This window comes from Bacillus sp. DX3.1 (assembly GCF_030292155.1).
In the GTDB taxonomy this organism is placed as follows: domain Bacteria; phylum Bacillota; class Bacilli; order Bacillales; family Bacillaceae_G; genus Bacillus_A.
The window spans coordinates 4,999,386-5,014,808 of record NZ_CP128153.1; the positions used below are offsets into that span (position 1 = coordinate 4,999,386).

Here is a 15,423-nt window from a genome sequence, read left to right on the forward strand (position 1 = left end):
CCGTATCCTTCACGATATATACAAAGTTTATTCATAGTTTGTATACATACATGAGGTGTGTAATATGCCCTTCCCATGCAATATACATGAGTCAGCATGATTTATCCCGCTATTCGCGGGCAGTAATACCCCCACCTCAAAGTTTCACTTTATTATCAAATCGCGCCTATCAGAAAAAGACTGCTGAAACGATACGTTTCAACAGCCTTTTTCAATCTACCTATTATAGATTTGTATACATTGGGAATTTATCTGTTAGTGCAGCTACACGCTTACGCGCTTCTTCTAATGCTACTTCATTATCATGATTCTTTAACGTATGAGCGATAATTGCTGCAATTTCATCCATTTCTTCTAAGCCGAAGCCACGAGACGTTACTGCTGCTGTACCGATACGTACACCACTCGTTACAAATGGGCTTGCTGTTTCGAATGGAATTGTGTTTTTATTTACTGTAATTCCAACTTCATCTAATACGTGCTCTGCCACTTTACCAGTAATCTCTAAATTGCGAACATCGATTAAGATTAGGTGGTTGTCCGTTCCGGCAGAAACAAGTGTAAGTCCTTCTTTTTGAAGACCTTCTGCTAAACGGTGTGCGTTATTGATGATATTTTGTGCATATGTTTTAAAGTCTTCTTGTAAGGCTTCACCAAATGCAACTGCTTTTGCAGCAATAACGTGCATCAATGGTCCACCTTGGATACCTGGGAAGATTGATTTATCAATTTGCTTTGCAAATTTTTCTTCACATAAAATCATACCGCCGCGTGGGCCGCGTAATGTTTTATGAGTTGTTGTTGTTACGAAATGTGCATGTGGTACTGGGTTAGGATGTAAGCCCGCTGCAACTAAACCTGCAATGTGAGCCATATCTACCATTAAGTATGCACCAACTTCATCCGCAATTTCACGGAATTTCTTGAAATCGATCACGCGTGGGTATGCACTAGCACCTGCAACAATTAGTTTCGGTTTATGTTCTTTCGCTTTTGCTAATACATCATCATAGTTAATGCGATGTGTTTCAGCATCTACGCCATATTCTACAAAGTTATACTGGACGCCACTGAAGTTAACAGGGCTTCCGTGTGTTAAATGACCACCGTGGGATAAGTTCATGCCAAGGACTGTGTCGCCATGCTCTAAAATTGTGAAGTATACAGCCATGTTTGCCTGTGCACCAGAGTGTGGTTGAACGTTCACATGCTCTGCACCAAAGATTTCTTTTGCGCGATCACGAGCGATATCTTCTACTACATCCACATGTTCACAGCCACCATAGTAGCGTTTTCCAGGGTAACCTTCTGCATATTTGTTTGTTAATACAGAACCTTGCGCTTCCATTACAGCTTCACTTACGAAGTTCTCTGAAGCAATCAGTTCAATTTTTGAACGTTGTCTTCCTAGTTCAGCTTCAATTGCAACAAATACCTTCTCATCTTGACGTTTTAAATGCTCCATCAAAATCCCCCTTTTCTGAACGAATTACACCTATTCCCGACGTTTTTTTCTTATTTATCCAGAAAAAGCGAAAATTCCAGTTGTAATTCTATCGAACCTTCATGTTTTCAACTACATTCTAACATGACTTTCTAGATCATAAAAGAAAAAAAAGGTCGAAATCGACCTTTTTCTTTTCTTCCTAATGAAGTAAGACAACATACCTCTTATACCATATACATATATCAAGTCCAGCTAGAATAACGATTCGAACTGGACTTCTCTACTTTAGCTGCAAGTAAGTGTTTCTTCTACTGACACATATACTGCACGTTCTCCGCCAATCAACTTACCACGTGTTTTTGCCATTGTTACATGTGCATGTCCAATCTCTTTCACACGCGTGCGAACAGGAACTGCAACATGTTTAAGGTGCATGCCAATAAACGTATCACCAATATCTATCCCTGCATCTGCTTTTATAAACTCTACCACTACAGGATCTTTTAAATTGTTATATGCATACGTCGCAATCGCACCACCTGCTGATCTAACAGGCGTAACGGTTACAATTTCAAGTTGGTACTTCGTTGCGGTCTCCCTTTCTACTACTAAAGCACGATTTAAATGCTCACAGCACTGGAATGCTAGCTCAATACCATTTTGTTCTTGAAATTGTTTTAGCTCAGAAAAAATCGCTTCCGCTACTTCCATCGTCCCTGATGTTCCAATTCTTTCTCCTAGCACTTCGCTCGTGCTACAGCCCACTACAAAAACTTGACCACTTTGTAAAGAAGCTTGCTCTTGAAAATCAGAAAGCGCTTGTTGTAGCTGCTCTTTCACTTGTACTATTTCCGTCATGACACCTCTTCCTTTCACAGGTTGGTTCAACACATTATATTACGATTAACAGTTATCCCGCTATTCGCGGGCAGTAGTCCTCCCCACCTCAAGATTCTAAGGAAGCCAAAGAAGATAGGTGGGGGATAAACTGCCCGTAAAAGCCGGATTGATGAGGGCTAATAATCAGTGGGAGATGCCCCCCACTTTATTACTTCGCTTCGTATGTTTTAATTTTACCTACACGGTTTTCGTGACGTCCGCCTTCATAATCAGTTGTTAACCAAATTTTTGCGATGTCACGTGCTAAACCAGCTCCGATTACACGCTCGCCCATTGCCAGCATGTTCGTGTCGTTATGCTCTCTCGTTGCTCTTGCACTAAATGTATCATGTACTAATGCACAGCGAATACCGTGTACTTTATTTGCCGCAATAGACATACCAATGCCTGTTCCACAAATTAAAATACCACGGTCTACTTCACCACTAGCAACCATTTCTGCTGCTGGAAATGCAAAGTCAGGATAATCAACAGAACCCGCTTCACATTCACATCCTAAATCAATATATTCAATGTTTAATTCTTCTAATAAACTTACGATTTCTTTACGAATATTCATTCCACCATGGTCAGATGCTACTACTACTTTCATTATGAACCCCTCCAATAATAAGTGAAACTTCTATCAGTAGGAATCTTTTCCCCACTGATGATTTGTGACATAAACCGGAAACTCCCTTTCTCGTTAGAGCAAGATCATCTCCAATATCGTATTATACACGAAACATTAACCGTCTGAATATTTTTTAAGTAAAGTTTGTACAAGTTTTTCCATCTCCGCCATCGTCGATTGATAAATGGATAATGAACCACCAAACGGATCTGAAATATCCTTATTTGTACCTTCTACAAATCCATATAATGTATGCACTTTCTCTCCTGCATTTGGGTGATATTGAAGTAAAAGCTGTTTATGGCTTTCTGTCATCGTTAATATCGTATCAGCCCACTGTAGTATTTCCTCCGTTACTTGCTGCGAAGCATGTGTAATCGAAATCCCCTTTTTTGCTAGTGCATCTTTCGCATGTAGGGATGCATCGCTTCCAGCGGATGCAAATACACCAGCAGACTTCACTTCAAATTGCTCTTCCCCATAATGACGAAGCAACGCCTCTGCCATTGGGCTGCGACATGTATTTCCTGTGCAAACAAATAACACTCGCTTCATCTAAACCCACTCCTTATGGTGAATGTCTTACATTCATCATAACGTACGTTACAATGAAAAAAAAGAAATGAGGACATACAAAAAGCGCATTTCCCTTTTATTTTTCATAAGAGAAATGCGCTTTATCCATATATATATGAAACCCTATTTCCAAGTGCCTACAATATAGTAACACAGTTAGAAAAAAAATCTACTACCATGGATGAATTTCCATAAAAAATAAGGAATCCATTTCATACAAAATAGATTCCTTACTAAAAAAGCAATTATTTCATTGTAACTTTCATTACTTCTGTTGTACCTTTTGTAGATGAAATACCTACAGTTGTGTCGATAGATTCAGCTGCATCTGTATTTGTAATAACGATTGGTGTAATTGTGCTTTTTGCTTTTTCGCGAATTAATTCTAAATCGAAAGAAATTAATTTGTCGCCTGTCTTTACAGCTTGTCCTTCAGATACATGCGCTTCGAAACCTTCGCCCGCCATTGTTACTGTTTCTAAACCAACATGGATTAAGATCTCTGCACCGTTTTTCGCTTTAATTCCAACAGCATGTTTTGTGTGGAATAATTGTACGATTTCACCGTCTACTGGAGATACTACTACACCTTCAGTTGGAACGATTGCAACACCGTTACCCATCATACGACCAGCGAATACTGGATCTGGTACTTCTTCAATATTTTTCACTTCTCCAGTTAATGGAGCTACGATTGTTTCTGCATTTGTTTTTGAACCAAGACCAAATAATTTTTTAAACATAGGATAGTCCTCCTTATAATTCATACTCATGTTAAAAATGTATAGGGCAATCCCTAGAGAGTATTGAGATAAATATACAATTCATTTCTTCACAATATTATATTGTAAAAACGCTTTCGAGATTAAAAACGTTCTTATCAACCAGAATCTTATTGTATCTCTTTGCAAAATCCCAGTCAATTCAGATTTTCTGAACAAAATAAAAAAAGTTAACTTCTTGCTTATATTTTCGCTTTTTTTCTCCAACTTGTCTAGAGGTCCTTACATCATATTTATATTTTCTTACTCATTTGTTATATTTTTTTCACACTTTTAACAAAAACTACTTGACTAAAGTAAGTAACTAATTTAATATTGCTTACATAAGGTAAGTAAATAACTTTTTGGAGGTTTTATAAATGATGAACATTGGTCTTCTTATTATTCGTCTTATTATTGGAATTACATTCATGGGTCATGGTACTCAAAAATTATTTGGTTGGTTTGGTGGCCACGGCCTTAAAGGAACAGGCGGCTGGATGGAATCAATCGGCTTACGCCCTGGCGTATTTATGGCATTTATGGCTGGTGCAACTGAGCTATTAGGTGGTTTCTTATTCGCAGCAGGTATTTTCACTTGGGTTGGTTCTCTATTTATAGTTGGTACAATGCTAGTTGCAATCTTTACTGTACACGGAAAAAATGGCTACTGGGTAACACAAAACGGATTTGAATATAACATGATCTTAATTGCTATTGCAGTTGGTGTTGCATTAACTGGACCTGGCGCTTACGTTTTACCTTAATCAATTAGCTCGATTTTAAAATATTCTTAGACGATAAAGGAGCGAATTCAAAGGTCTGCCTGACAGACTTTTGAATTCGCTCCTTTTCTTTTTAAACAGATTTACAAAAATCGGCAAAAAAATGTTTTTTTAGCAGGAGTTTCTCTTCTTTATATTGTAAACAAACAAAGAAGTATTCATACCAAGGAAGGGAGATTACAAATATGCTGTCAATCAATCCTAATGAACAAACAGAAAAAGATAATTACAAGTTATTAACAGGGAGCATTATTCCGCGCCCAGTTGCATTCGTAACCTCGACTACAAAAGACGGCGTGTTAAACGGAGCACCATATAGCTACTTTAATATTGTGGCTGCCAATCCACCTCTCATCTCTGTTTCTGTACAACGAAAAGCAGGAGAGCCAAAAGATACCTCTCGAAACGCAATTGAAAAAGGTGAATTTGTTGTACATATTTCCGACGAATCCTATGTGGGGGCGATTAACGAAACTGCTGCAAACCTCCCTCCCAATCAAAGTGAAATTGAATTAGCCAAACTAACCCCTATTGAAAGTGATGTCATCTCAGTACCAGGCGTAAAAGAAGCAAATATTCGTATGGAATGCGTATTAGAACGCGCGATTCCATTAGGTGGAACACCAGATTCACCAGCATGCGACCTATTAATCGGTCGCGTTGTCCGCTTCCACGTTGCGGAACATCTATACGAAAATGGTCGCATTCATGCAGAAGGACTCAAACCTGTAAGCCGCTTAGCAGGTCACAATTACGCAAAACTTGGTGAGCAATTTGAACTTGTACGGCCAATCTAAAAGCGGAAGCGGTTCGCTCAGAATGGGAGGAGGATGGAGCTTCTGACGTAGAGGCGCTCTTTGCCTCGCAGGAAGACGCGAAGCCACCGATCATTCTTGCCGCTGGAGCTGGATACATCTAAAAGCGGAAGCGGTTCGCTCAGAATGGGAGGAGGATGGAGCTTCTGACGTAGAGGCGCTCTTTGCCTCGCAGGAAGACGCGAAGCCACCGATCATTCTTGCCGCTGGAGCTGGATACATCTAAAAGCGGAAGCGGCTCGTTCAGAATGTAAGGGGGATGGAGCTTCTGACGTAGAGGTGCTCTTTGCCTCGCAGGAAGACGCGAAGCCACCGATCATTCTTGCCGCTACCTAAATAAAACCAAAAGTCCAGCCTTCACAATAATTGGCTGGACTTTTCTTATGTCTATAACTTTTCTCACTTCTCTTCCAATGCAGGCACTGTTTCTTTCTTCACTTTTCCAAGTTTTATAACAAAGAAATATAATGAAAGAAGTGTAATGATAAATACGATAAAGAATGGGTACGGTGAGTAAAACATACGTGCCGCTTCTGTTTTACCCTGAATAAATTTTAAAGAATCCATATCTAAAAACTCAGCGAACATTTGTACACCGAGCATACTAAACCAAAATACGAAAAAACTAATGATAATTCCAAAAAGTTGTTTTACTCTTGTCACCAAGAACACCCCTTCTATTATAAGAGTTGTTTTTATTATCATGAATGATGGTAGAAATACTGAACCTTTTACAGAAAGGGGCTTTCATTTACCATTCGCGGATGAGCTTCATCCATCCGAGCACTGCTATTTGTAAAATAATAAGCCAAATTATGAGCAAACGTAGCCACCTTGGAAAAAATGTTACAAACCAAATGTACCATTCCAACAATTTCCCCATACTTCTATCTCTCCTATACTTTCTTATATGATAGCAAGATTATATTGGAAATAGAAGGATGAGTCCAAAACCAACAAGAATGATACCGCCAAGCACTTCACCATATATACCAAGCATACGCTTTACACGCCTGCCAATAAGTAAACCACTCCACGCTAGTACCATACTGACTAATCCAAAAATCAATATGGTTATAATCGTTTGCGCTCCGTAAATTCCAAGGCTTAATCCGACTGAAAAGCTATCGATGCTCACACTAAATGCAAATAACAATAAGCTTACCCCTACCGGTGCAGACCTCGTCTCTTCTCCTTCTAACATAGAAGAATATATAATATAAAATCCTAATCCAACTAATAAAATCGCTCCAGCAATGGTCGCCATATGACCCAATTGCTCCGATAAAAAACGACCAAGTACCATACCAAGAAACGGCATGACAATGTGAAACAGACCTATTGTAATACCGATATACAAAATTTGCCGCATTCTTAACGCAACCATGCCCATACCGAGGCTTACAGAAAAGGCATCTAGCCCTAGGGCAAACGCCATAATAAACAAAGGTAATAGTTGTTCAACCGTCATCTCGTTCGTCCCTCCTCGGACTTGCTACTTCACAATATGCTCATCCGAGGAAAAATAGAATCTATGAAAGAGTACTGCATGTCATAAAGTGAAACTTTAATCAGTGGGGAGTCTCTTCATCCCCCACTGATTATTAGCCCTCACCAATCGGGCTTTTACGAGCAGTTATCCCCCACCTAACTTCTTGACTTCCTGCCGAATTTTGGGGTGAGGGTATTACTACCCGCGAATAGCGGGATAAAGAGTAGATACATTCAGCTTTAATCTTCAAAAATGACATGATGTCCCGCCGCTTTTGTTAAGCGATTCATAATCGCATTACCGATTCCATCACTTGGGAACGACTCACTAAAAATAACATCGACTTTACTTGTATCAAATGTGCGCAACACATCATATAGTTTTGTCGCAACACTCGCTAAATCATTTCGTATGCCACATGACAATACGACATCCGCTTTATATACATGTTGATATTCTTCTGTTGTTAATACACCGACTGTATACCCTTCATCTTTTTTGTTATCCACAAGTTGCTGAATAAAAGCACGTGATCCTTCCACAATGCTGAGTGGTGCTTTCGGTGCATAATGTGTATATTTCATTCCCGGTGCTTTCGGTTTTTCGGTTTCATCTTTTAATGCTGGATCTAAAGAAACAGGTCCAATTACTTCTTCTAATTGTTCCTTTGTAATCCCGCCTGGGCGTAAGATGGTTGGCACTTCACTTGTACAATCTATTACTGTCGATTCCACACCAACACCTGTTGCACCGCCATCAACAATACCAGCAATTTTCCCGTTCAAATCTTCATATACATGGGAAGCTAACGTTGGACTTGGACGTCCAGAACGATTGGCACTTGGTGCTGCAACTGGTACATTCGCTTCTTCAATAAGCGCAAGTGCCACAGGATGATCAGGCATTCTGACGCCAACCGTATCTAAACCTGCTGTAACCTTCTCTGAAATCCCATCTTTTTTCGGTAAAATAAGTGTCAATGGTCCCGGCCAAAAATGCTTCATTAGTACATCCGCAACTGGTGGAATCTCTCTTACAATATCCGTTAATTGTGATTTTGCACCAATGTGGACAATCAGTGGATTATCACTTGGTCGACCTTTTGCCTCAAAAATTTTTGCGATTGCTTCATCATTCATTGCGTTGGCCCCTAGTCCATATACAGTTTCTGTTGGAAAGCCAATTGCTTCATTTTCTCTTAATAATTTTGCTGCTTCTCTCAACTGTGGATAATCTTCTTTTATTTCCACAACATTATCCACAACCCATATTTTTGTATGCATTTTTTTCCACGTCCTTTTCTTCCCTGAAATACTTGTCTATTTGTAGTTTACTATGAGATTTATCCAAAAGACAAACAAGGTTTATCCACAAAATGTGGATAAACCCGATTAATTTGTGGATAACTTTGTGAATAGCTGACAATTTAGTATTATTACATTCTGCTGTTTTATATTTTCACTAAAATGTTCTAACTGCCGAATCCCCGTTGGAACTTCTTCCTTTTCCACAGGCGTAAAGTTGAAAAACTGAAATATTGTCTCAGATTGTGGATGATTTGTGAGTAAATATAATTGTTGAATACTTTTCTCTTTCATATACTGCAAAAACATTTCAAAAAAATATAAGAACATCTTATTATCCACAGCGGGTGTGAACAAACAAGAACGAATGAGTGCATCTTCTTGCTTTTGTTCATAACCAATCACCGCTTGCATTTCTCCGCCATCTTCCAATATCATAAATTGTTCATATAACTCATTTATTTTATCATCTTTTTTATTAGCCTGTCCGAAAAAAGAATGCAATCGTTCTATATCTGCTTTCGTAGCAAAATAAAGTTTTTTCATACCGTATCCCTCCTCATTTCTATATATGAGAGAGGATACGAAAATAAAACTTATTTAGAAAATAAAGAGGAGATTGCTTCTACGATAAACAGTTTGACTTGCGGCTCTTCCACTTGCTCATCTTGCGCTTCTATTTTTTCTTTTTGTTTTTCCACAGACCTTTCCTCTTTTTCCACAATTACTTTCTGCTCTACTTCCTGTTTTACAGGTTCTTCTTGTACAGGCTTCTCTTTTATCTCTTTCACATCAGTTTGAACTTTTGTAACAACCTCTTTTTTTGTTGTTTCTTTTATCGATTTTCGTTTCGGCAATTCTTCTTCATCTTGTTCCTCTAGCACTGGTTGCTCTTCATCCTCAATCGATTCTGCTTTCACAACATGCTCATCTTTTTTTACAGCTGTTCCACTTGAGAAATCTAGGAAACACATCGGCGGGAATAATACACACCACCAATTTGCGCCCTCTCCTTTTCCGATTGAGATGAGTACAGCTTCATACTCTCCGGCAGGATAAATAAAGTTTCCATATACTTTTGTAGGAAATTTTACATTTTTTCCAAACGTAACTTGAAATGATTCCTTACTTCCTTCTCGTTTCAATGTATCAGCAACAGTTTTTTCAATTTCCGGGATATGGCTCTGGATGACACGACGTGCGTCTTCAAACGATTTTAAATCTGCTACCCAACCATCAATTTGCGCTTTCACTTCATCACGTACTTTACGTTTTAACGCTTGATCTTCCTTCGTATCGCTATTTGCTAAAATACGTAATCGAACGGCTTCTTTCGGAATAACAGTAGGTCCCTTTGCATCAGCTTTCATATATCCAAAATGCACGAGTAACTGTGCACCAATTAATAATAAAAGAAAATAGGCAATCGCTTGTTTTTTCATCTCCTACACCATCCCTTCAGTAAAACAGTGTAGACAAGTTTTCTTCTTTATAAACTATTAAATTCCGAATCTATAATTTTTTTGTAACAATTCATTCGATATGTATACAAATCCATTTTGATTTTTCGACAGATAAGCTGCGGCTATGGATAACAAAAGGGGACCTGCACTCGTTTTCTCTCTTTGTTTTCACTATGTCTGGGCAGGAAAAAGATCTGACCGCTTCTATGCATGGCCGGATGCTCTCCCCCACCTAAAAAGAAGGGTTTTATGTCGGTTTTCTAATTTGTATTTATATAAAAATGGAGCAAAGGTCTACACCCTCACTCCATTTCAGCAAACACCATACGATCTTTTCCGTTAATATCAAATACAACTTCCACATGGGCATGCGGGAATGTCTGTTGCAATAATTCTTTTACATCTTCTCCTTGCCCAACGCCTACTTCAAAGGCGACGATTGCCTCACTTTGTAAAACGGTTGGCAACTCCTTCATAAAACGACGATAAAAATCGAGTCCATCTTCTCCGCCAACGAGTGCCCGCTTCGGTTCGTGCTCTTTTACAACAGAAGAAAGGCCTCTCCAATCTTCCTCTGGAATGTACGGAGGGTTAGAAACGACAACATCTAGTTTTTGACCCGTTTCATAAAATGGTGATAATAAGTCACCATGATAAAACGTCACATTCGCCTCTAACGTCTTTGCATTCTCTTTCGCAACTTCAATCGATTCTTGGGCAATATCTACTGTATACACATGCAGATTTTGGTTTTCTAGAGCGAGCGTAATTGAAATTGCGCCGCTGCCCGTTCCAATATCAGCTACATGCAGTTCCTTCTGACCAAATCTACTCTGAATTCGCGTTAATACGCCCAATATAAGCTCTTCTGTTTCGGGTCTTGGTATCAATACTTCTTCATTTACGAAGAAAGAACGTCCATAAAACATTTCATACCCAAGCAAATACTGAACTGGGATACCATCCACGTGCTTGTGGATAAATGCTGTGAAGGTTTCGGCCTGTCTTTCTGTCAACTCTTCACGCATACTCATCATTAAACCTGTTCGATTCGTCTTTAATACATGACAAAGGACAATTTCTCCCGCATTTTCATCTCGCCCATTTTCTTGTAAAAAAGAAGAAGCCCATTTCAGGGCTTCATAGACACGCATTACTCAGCTGCCTCCATCTTTTGCGCCTGATCTTCCATCACTAAGGCATTGATGAAATCATCTAACTTACCTTGTAGGATTTGATCTAGCTTCTGAATCGTTAAACCGATTCGATGGTCTGTAACACGGTTTTGCGGGAAGTTATACGTACGAATACGCTCTGAACGGTCTCCCGTACCAACAGCTTGTTTACGGTTTTGATCGTACTCAGCTTGCGCTTCTTGTCTAAACTTATCATAAACACGTGCACGTAATACTTTCATTGCTTTTTCTTTGTTCTTAATTTGTGACTTTTCATCCTGACAAGACACAACTACACCAGTCGGTAAATGCGTTAAACGTACCGCTGACATCGTTGTATTAACACTTTGTCCACCAGGACCACTAGAAGCAAACGTATCAACACGAACCTCTTTTTCATGAATATCGATTTCTACTTCTTCTGCTTCCGGTAATACAGCTACAGTTGCAGTAGATGTATGAATACGTCCACCAGATTCCGTTTCCGGAACACGTTGTACGCGGTGTGCACCATTTTCAAATTTCAACTTTGCAAAAGCGCCTTTACCGTTAATCATAAAGATAATCTCTTTATATCCACCTAGTTCTGTATAGCTCGCTTCGATAATCTCAGTTTTCCAACCTTGCACCTCAGCATAACGGCTATACATACGGTATAAATCACCAGCAAATAAAGCAGCCTCATCGCCACCAGCAGCACCACGAACCTCTACGATAACGTTTTTATCATCGTTCGGGTCTTTTGGAACAAGTAAAATTTTCAGACGCTCTGATAATTCCTTCTCTTGTCCCTCTAACTCAGAAACTTCTTCCTTTACCATTTCACGCATGTCAGCATCTAACTTATCTTCCAACATTGCTTTTGCATCTCGTAATTGCTCACGAACATCTTTATACTCACGGTACACCTCTACCGTTTCTTGCATATCAGACTGTTCCTTTGAATATTCACGAAGTTTATTCGAGTCACTAATAATCTCTGGATCACTTAAAAGCTCGTTTAACTTCTCATAACGATTTTCTACAGCTTGCAAACGATCTAACACATCATTCACCTCTACATCCTAGTATCTAATACAAATAGTATATGGCACTTAATCAAAAAAACGCAAATTATATTTAAAAGCGGAAGCGGCTCGTTCAGAATGGGAGGGGGATGGCGCTTCTGACTTAGAGGCGTTCTTTGCCTCGTAGGAAGAAGCGAAGCCACCGACCATTCTTGCCGCTGGAGCTGGATATCATTAAAAGCGGAAGCGGCTCGCTCAGAATGGGAGGGGGATGGCGCTTCTGACTTAGAGGCGTTCTTTGCCTCGTAGGAAGAAGCGAAGCCACCGACCATTCTTGCCGCTGGAGCTGGATATCATTAAAAGCGGAAGCGGCTCGCTCAGCTCTGACCGGCTAAGGTTCTTTCGCACACAAGGCGCTTTTTGCCTTTTGTGCGGAAGGTTCTTAGATGCGAAGAGCTTGCCGCTGGAGCTAGATATCATCTAAAAGCGCAGCCGACTATCCCACCACTCTTTATCTATTTTCGAAAAAAACCCGCTCTATGTAGCGAGTTTCATTTATCGTTGTTTTGTAGGTACAGCATGACAATGACGACAGCGCGGTTCATATGACTCTGATGCCCCAACTAAAATGATTGGATCATCAAAAGAAGCTGGTTTTTCATCGATTAAACGTTGCGTACGGCTTGCTGGAGATCCACATACGGAACAAACTGCTTGCAGCTTTGTTACATGTTCAGCAATCGCCATCAACTGAGGAACTTGTCCAAATGGTAGACCGCGGAAATCTTGGTCTAAACCGGCTACAATGACACGATAGCCACGATTTGCCAATATTTGCACCACTTCCACAATGTCCTCATCAAAAAATTGCACCTCATCAATTGCGATAACATCCATATCTTCCGTTACATGCTCAAACATATCTTTTGAAGTCGCAACAGGAACTGCTGTTACTTTCATTCCATTATGTGAAACAACGTCCTCTTCACTATAACGGTTATCAATACATGGTTTAAATACAATTGCGTGTTGCTTCGCAAATTGTGTGCGGCGTACACGGCGGATGAGCTCTTCTGATTTTCCAGAAAACATACTTCCGCAAATCACTTCAAGCCAACCGTTTTGATTTATTAAGTACATGAAAGTTCTCCTTTCTTCTACTTTCTCTGACATAAAGTAGGTAAAGGTTTATATTTTCGCAAAAAAAACAGACAAGCGAATAGATACACTTGCCTGTTTTATGTTTGTTATTACTTAAGACCGTATTTCTTATTGAAGCGGTCAACACGTCCGTCTGCAGTAGCAAACTTCTGACGTCCAGTGTAGAATGGGTGAGAATCAGAACTGATCTCAACTTTTAATAATGGATAAGTGTTTCCATCTTCCCACTCAACAGTTTCGTTAGAACCTCTAGTAGATCCTGTTAAGAATTTGAAGCCTGTGTTTGTGTCCATGAATACAACTTTCTTGTAATCTGGATGGATTCCTGCTTTCATTCTTTTCATCTCCTTCCGCCCTGAATCATTTTCGAAACAGAGTTTTTCATCGTTAGCTGCAAATACAACTATAATGATGAAACACATATGATGAAATTATAACAAGGCTAACTCCATTTTGCAACTACCTGTTTTTGTCTTTTACAAATTAAAAGTGGAAGCGGCTCGTTCAGCTCTGACTGGCTAAGGTTCTCTCGCACAAAAGGCGCCTTTTGCCTTTAGTGCGGGAGGTTCTTAGACACGAAGAGCTAGCCGCTGGAAATAGAAAAACTCGCTTACTATGAAATAAGCGAGTCCCATCTTACACCTTTACTTTGTTGTTACATATCGTTTGGAATCTGCAACAATGTTTTGTAAAAACTCTTCATTTGTTTTCGATTGGCGAAGTTTACGTAGGAAACTTTCAACAAAGTCTGGTGTATCACGCATCGTTTTACGAATACCCCATAGTTTATCTAAGTGTTCTTTTGGAATTAATAGATCTTCTTTACGCGTACCAGAACGACGAATATCAATCGCTGGGAAGATACGGCGCTCAGCTAATGAGCGATCTAAATGAAGTTCCATATTTCCTGTTCCTTTAAATTCTTCGTAAATAACATCATCCATACGAGATCCTGTATCAACAAGTGCTGTCGCTAAAATCGTTAAGCTACCGCCTTCTTCAATGTTACGAGCAGCTCCGAAAAAGCGCTTCGGTCGATGGAAAGCAGCCGGATCAATACCACCTGATAACGTACGACCACTTGGTGGAATAACAAGGTTGTAAGCTCGTGCTAAACGGGTAATACTATCCATTAGAATGATAACGTCTTTTTTATGTTCTACAAGACGCATTGCACGCTCTAATACAAGCTCTGCTACTTTAATATGATTTTCTGGCACTTCATCGAAAGTAGAACTTACAACATCGCCTTTAACAGAACGTTCAATGTCTGTTACTTCCTCTGGACGCTCATCAATTAGAAGAACAATAAGTTCTGCTTCTGGATGATTCGTTGTAACACTGTGTGCAATTTCTTTTAACAGTATCGTTTTACCAGCCTTTGGAGGCGCAACAATTAAACCACGTTGTCCAAATCCAACTGGTGCAATTAAGTCCATGATGCGTGTTGATAATTTCTTCGTTTCCGTTTCCAACTTCATTTGACGATCTGGATATAACGGGGTTAACGCAGGGAAATGCACACGCTCTTTTGCTGATTCTGGGTCATCACCGTTCACGGCTTCTACCTGTAGCAACCCGAAGTAACGCTCATTTTCTTTTGGAGGACGTACTTTACCAGAAACTTTATCTCCATTACGCAAATCGAAACGACGAATTTGCGAAGCTGAAATATAAATATCTTCAGAACTTGGAGAATAATTGATTGGACGTAGGAACCCAAATCCTTCTGATTGAATAATTTCGAGTACACCTTCCATGAAAAAGAAACCTTCTTTTTCTGCTCGAGCTTTTAATATAGCAAAAATTAACTCTTTCTTTGTTAATTTGCTGTAATACGAAATCTTAAACTCTTTCGCAAGCTCATATAACTCTTTTAACTTCATGTTTTCTAATGCTGCAATTGACAAATTCATTCAGACAC

General features: G+C 39.5%; 18 protein-coding genes. 2 read left to right on the forward strand and 16 right to left on the reverse strand.

Going from position 1 to position 15,423, the window contains the following annotated elements:
- Positions 1 to 223: 223 nt before the first annotated feature.
- From glyA to QRE67_RS25110, 5 genes are all read right to left on the reverse strand, one after another.
- Positions 224 to 1,465 carry a serine hydroxymethyltransferase gene (gene glyA, locus QRE67_RS25090; RefSeq protein ID WP_286122859.1) on the reverse strand — a complete coding sequence of 414 codons (1,242 nt, stop codon included), beginning with the start codon at positions 1,463 to 1,465 and terminating at the stop codon, positions 224 to 226.
- Between the two features lie 267 nt (positions 1,466 to 1,732).
- Positions 1,733 to 2,305, reverse strand: coding sequence for a TIGR01440 family protein (locus tag QRE67_RS25095; RefSeq protein WP_286122860.1), 573 nt, complete (start codon positions 2,303 to 2,305; stop codon positions 1,733 to 1,735).
- Positions 2,306 to 2,495: 190 nt separating this feature from the next.
- A complete protein-coding gene (gene rpiB, locus QRE67_RS25100; RefSeq protein WP_286122861.1) occupies positions 2,496 to 2,939 on the reverse strand; it encodes a ribose 5-phosphate isomerase B in 444 nt (147 codons plus the stop codon).
- Positions 2,940 to 3,074: 135 nt separating this feature from the next.
- The gene (locus QRE67_RS25105) at positions 3,075 to 3,515 is read right to left on the reverse strand and encodes a low molecular weight protein arginine phosphatase (RefSeq protein ID WP_286122862.1); all 441 of its coding nucleotides are present in this window, start codon (positions 3,513 to 3,515) and stop codon (positions 3,075 to 3,077) included.
- A 266-nt stretch (positions 3,516 to 3,781) separates the two neighbouring features.
- Positions 3,782 to 4,279 carry a PTS sugar transporter subunit IIA gene (locus tag QRE67_RS25110; RefSeq protein WP_286122863.1) on the reverse strand — a complete coding sequence of 166 codons (498 nt, stop codon included), beginning with the start codon at positions 4,277 to 4,279 and terminating at the stop codon, positions 3,782 to 3,784.
- 398 nt (positions 4,280 to 4,677) lie between these two features.
- Between QRE67_RS25110 and QRE67_RS25115 the strand changes: the two genes are divergently transcribed.
- A complete protein-coding gene (locus QRE67_RS25115; protein ID WP_286122864.1) occupies positions 4,678 to 5,064 on the forward strand; it encodes a DoxX family protein in 387 nt (128 codons plus the stop codon).
- 203 nt (positions 5,065 to 5,267) lie between these two features.
- Positions 5,268 to 5,879 carry a flavin reductase family protein gene (locus QRE67_RS25120; RefSeq protein WP_286122865.1) on the forward strand — a complete coding sequence of 204 codons (612 nt, stop codon included), beginning with the start codon at positions 5,268 to 5,270 and terminating at the stop codon, positions 5,877 to 5,879.
- A 417-nt stretch (positions 5,880 to 6,296) separates the two neighbouring features.
- On the opposite strand, the gene QRE67_RS25125 is transcribed toward QRE67_RS25120, so the two are convergent.
- The 11 genes from QRE67_RS25125 to rho form a co-directional block, all read right to left on the reverse strand.
- On the reverse strand, positions 6,297 to 6,560 hold the full coding sequence (locus QRE67_RS25125; RefSeq protein ID WP_286122866.1) for a DUF3935 domain-containing protein: 264 nt from the start codon (positions 6,558 to 6,560) through the stop codon (positions 6,297 to 6,299).
- Positions 6,561 to 6,648: 88 nt separating this feature from the next.
- Positions 6,649 to 6,780, reverse strand: a complete 132-nt coding sequence (locus tag QRE67_RS25130; RefSeq protein ID WP_286122867.1) for a hypothetical protein — start codon at positions 6,778 to 6,780, stop codon at positions 6,649 to 6,651.
- A gap of 39 nt (positions 6,781 to 6,819) precedes the next feature.
- Positions 6,820 to 7,368, reverse strand: coding sequence for a manganese efflux pump MntP (locus tag QRE67_RS25135; RefSeq protein ID WP_286122868.1), 549 nt, complete (start codon positions 7,366 to 7,368; stop codon positions 6,820 to 6,822).
- Positions 7,369 to 7,628: 260 nt separating this feature from the next.
- Positions 7,629 to 8,672 (reverse strand): L-threonylcarbamoyladenylate synthase, encoded by a 1,044-nt coding sequence (locus QRE67_RS25140; RefSeq protein WP_286122869.1) that lies wholly within the window; start codon positions 8,670 to 8,672, stop codon positions 7,629 to 7,631.
- A gap of 108 nt (positions 8,673 to 8,780) precedes the next feature.
- A complete protein-coding gene (locus QRE67_RS25145) occupies positions 8,781 to 9,239 on the reverse strand; it encodes a GNAT family N-acetyltransferase (RefSeq protein ID WP_286122870.1) in 459 nt (152 codons plus the stop codon).
- A 50-nt stretch (positions 9,240 to 9,289) separates the two neighbouring features.
- Positions 9,290 to 10,135 carry a stage II sporulation protein R gene (spoIIR, locus tag QRE67_RS25150; protein WP_286122872.1) on the reverse strand — a complete coding sequence of 282 codons (846 nt, stop codon included), beginning with the start codon at positions 10,133 to 10,135 and terminating at the stop codon, positions 9,290 to 9,292.
- Between the two features lie 323 nt (positions 10,136 to 10,458).
- Positions 10,459 to 11,310 carry a peptide chain release factor N(5)-glutamine methyltransferase gene (gene prmC, locus QRE67_RS25155; RefSeq protein ID WP_286122873.1) on the reverse strand — a complete coding sequence of 284 codons (852 nt, stop codon included), beginning with the start codon at positions 11,308 to 11,310 and terminating at the stop codon, positions 10,459 to 10,461.
- Positions 11,310 to 12,377 carry a peptide chain release factor 1 gene (gene prfA, locus QRE67_RS25160; protein ID WP_286125377.1) on the reverse strand — a complete coding sequence of 356 codons (1,068 nt, stop codon included), beginning with the start codon at positions 12,375 to 12,377 and terminating at the stop codon, positions 11,310 to 11,312. Before prfA ends, prmC begins: the two co-directional genes overlap by 1 nt.
- A 516-nt stretch (positions 12,378 to 12,893) precedes the next feature.
- Positions 12,894 to 13,478: a thymidine kinase gene (locus QRE67_RS25165; RefSeq protein WP_286122874.1), complete on the reverse strand. Its 585-nt coding sequence runs from the start codon at positions 13,476 to 13,478 to the stop codon at positions 12,894 to 12,896.
- 110 nt (positions 13,479 to 13,588) lie between these two features.
- Positions 13,589 to 13,834: a type B 50S ribosomal protein L31 gene (locus QRE67_RS25170; RefSeq protein WP_286122875.1), complete on the reverse strand. Its 246-nt coding sequence runs from the start codon at positions 13,832 to 13,834 to the stop codon at positions 13,589 to 13,591.
- Positions 13,835 to 14,143: 309 nt separating this feature from the next.
- Complete coding sequence (rho, locus tag QRE67_RS25175; protein ID WP_286122876.1) at positions 14,144 to 15,415, reverse strand: transcription termination factor Rho; 1,272 nt, start codon at positions 15,413 to 15,415, stop codon at positions 14,144 to 14,146.
- Positions 15,416 to 15,423 lie beyond the last annotated feature (8 nt).

What these genes read in the sequence shown, in the direction of transcription:
- glyA (WP_286122859.1), bottom strand. Translation starts at nt 1,465, where the DNA reads ATGGAGCATTTAAAACGTCAAGATGAGAAGGTATTTGTTGCAATTGAA.
- QRE67_RS25095 (WP_286122860.1), bottom strand. Translation starts at nt 2,305, where the DNA reads ATGACGGAAATAGTACAAGTGAAAGAGCAGCTACAACAAGCGCTTTCT.
- rpiB (WP_286122861.1), bottom strand. Translation starts at nt 2,939, where the DNA reads ATGAAAGTAGTAGTAGCATCTGACCATGGTGGAATGAATATTCGTAAA.
- QRE67_RS25105 (WP_286122862.1), bottom strand. Translation starts at nt 3,515, where the DNA reads ATGAAGCGAGTGTTATTTGTTTGCACAGGAAATACATGTCGCAGCCCA.
- QRE67_RS25110 (WP_286122863.1), bottom strand. Translation starts at nt 4,279, where the DNA reads ATGTTTAAAAAATTATTTGGTCTTGGTTCAAAAACAAATGCAGAAACA.
- QRE67_RS25115 (WP_286122864.1), top strand. Translation starts at nt 4,678, where the DNA reads ATGATGAACATTGGTCTTCTTATTATTCGTCTTATTATTGGAATTACA.
- QRE67_RS25120 (WP_286122865.1), top strand. Translation starts at nt 5,268, where the DNA reads ATGCTGTCAATCAATCCTAATGAACAAACAGAAAAAGATAATTACAAG.
- QRE67_RS25130 (WP_286122867.1), bottom strand. Translation starts at nt 6,780, where the DNA reads ATGGGGAAATTGTTGGAATGGTACATTTGGTTTGTAACATTTTTTCCA.
- QRE67_RS25135 (WP_286122868.1), bottom strand. Translation starts at nt 7,368, where the DNA reads ATGACGGTTGAACAACTATTACCTTTGTTTATTATGGCGTTTGCCCTA.
- QRE67_RS25140 (WP_286122869.1), bottom strand. Translation starts at nt 8,672, where the DNA reads ATGCATACAAAAATATGGGTTGTGGATAATGTTGTGGAAATAAAAGAA.
- QRE67_RS25145 (WP_286122870.1), bottom strand. Translation starts at nt 9,239, where the DNA reads ATGAAAAAACTTTATTTTGCTACGAAAGCAGATATAGAACGATTGCAT.
- spoIIR (WP_286122872.1), bottom strand. Translation starts at nt 10,135, where the DNA reads ATGAAAAAACAAGCGATTGCCTATTTTCTTTTATTATTAATTGGTGCA.
- prmC (WP_286122873.1), bottom strand. Translation starts at nt 11,310, where the DNA reads ATGCGTGTCTATGAAGCCCTGAAATGGGCTTCTTCTTTTTTACAAGAA.
- QRE67_RS25165 (WP_286122874.1), bottom strand. Translation starts at nt 13,478, where the DNA reads ATGTACTTAATAAATCAAAACGGTTGGCTTGAAGTGATTTGCGGAAGT.
- QRE67_RS25170 (WP_286122875.1), bottom strand. Translation starts at nt 13,834, where the DNA reads ATGAAAGCAGGAATCCATCCAGATTACAAGAAAGTTGTATTCATGGAC.
- rho (WP_286122876.1), bottom strand. Translation starts at nt 15,415, where the DNA reads ATGAATTTGTCAATTGCAGCATTAGAAAACATGAAGTTAAAAGAGTTA.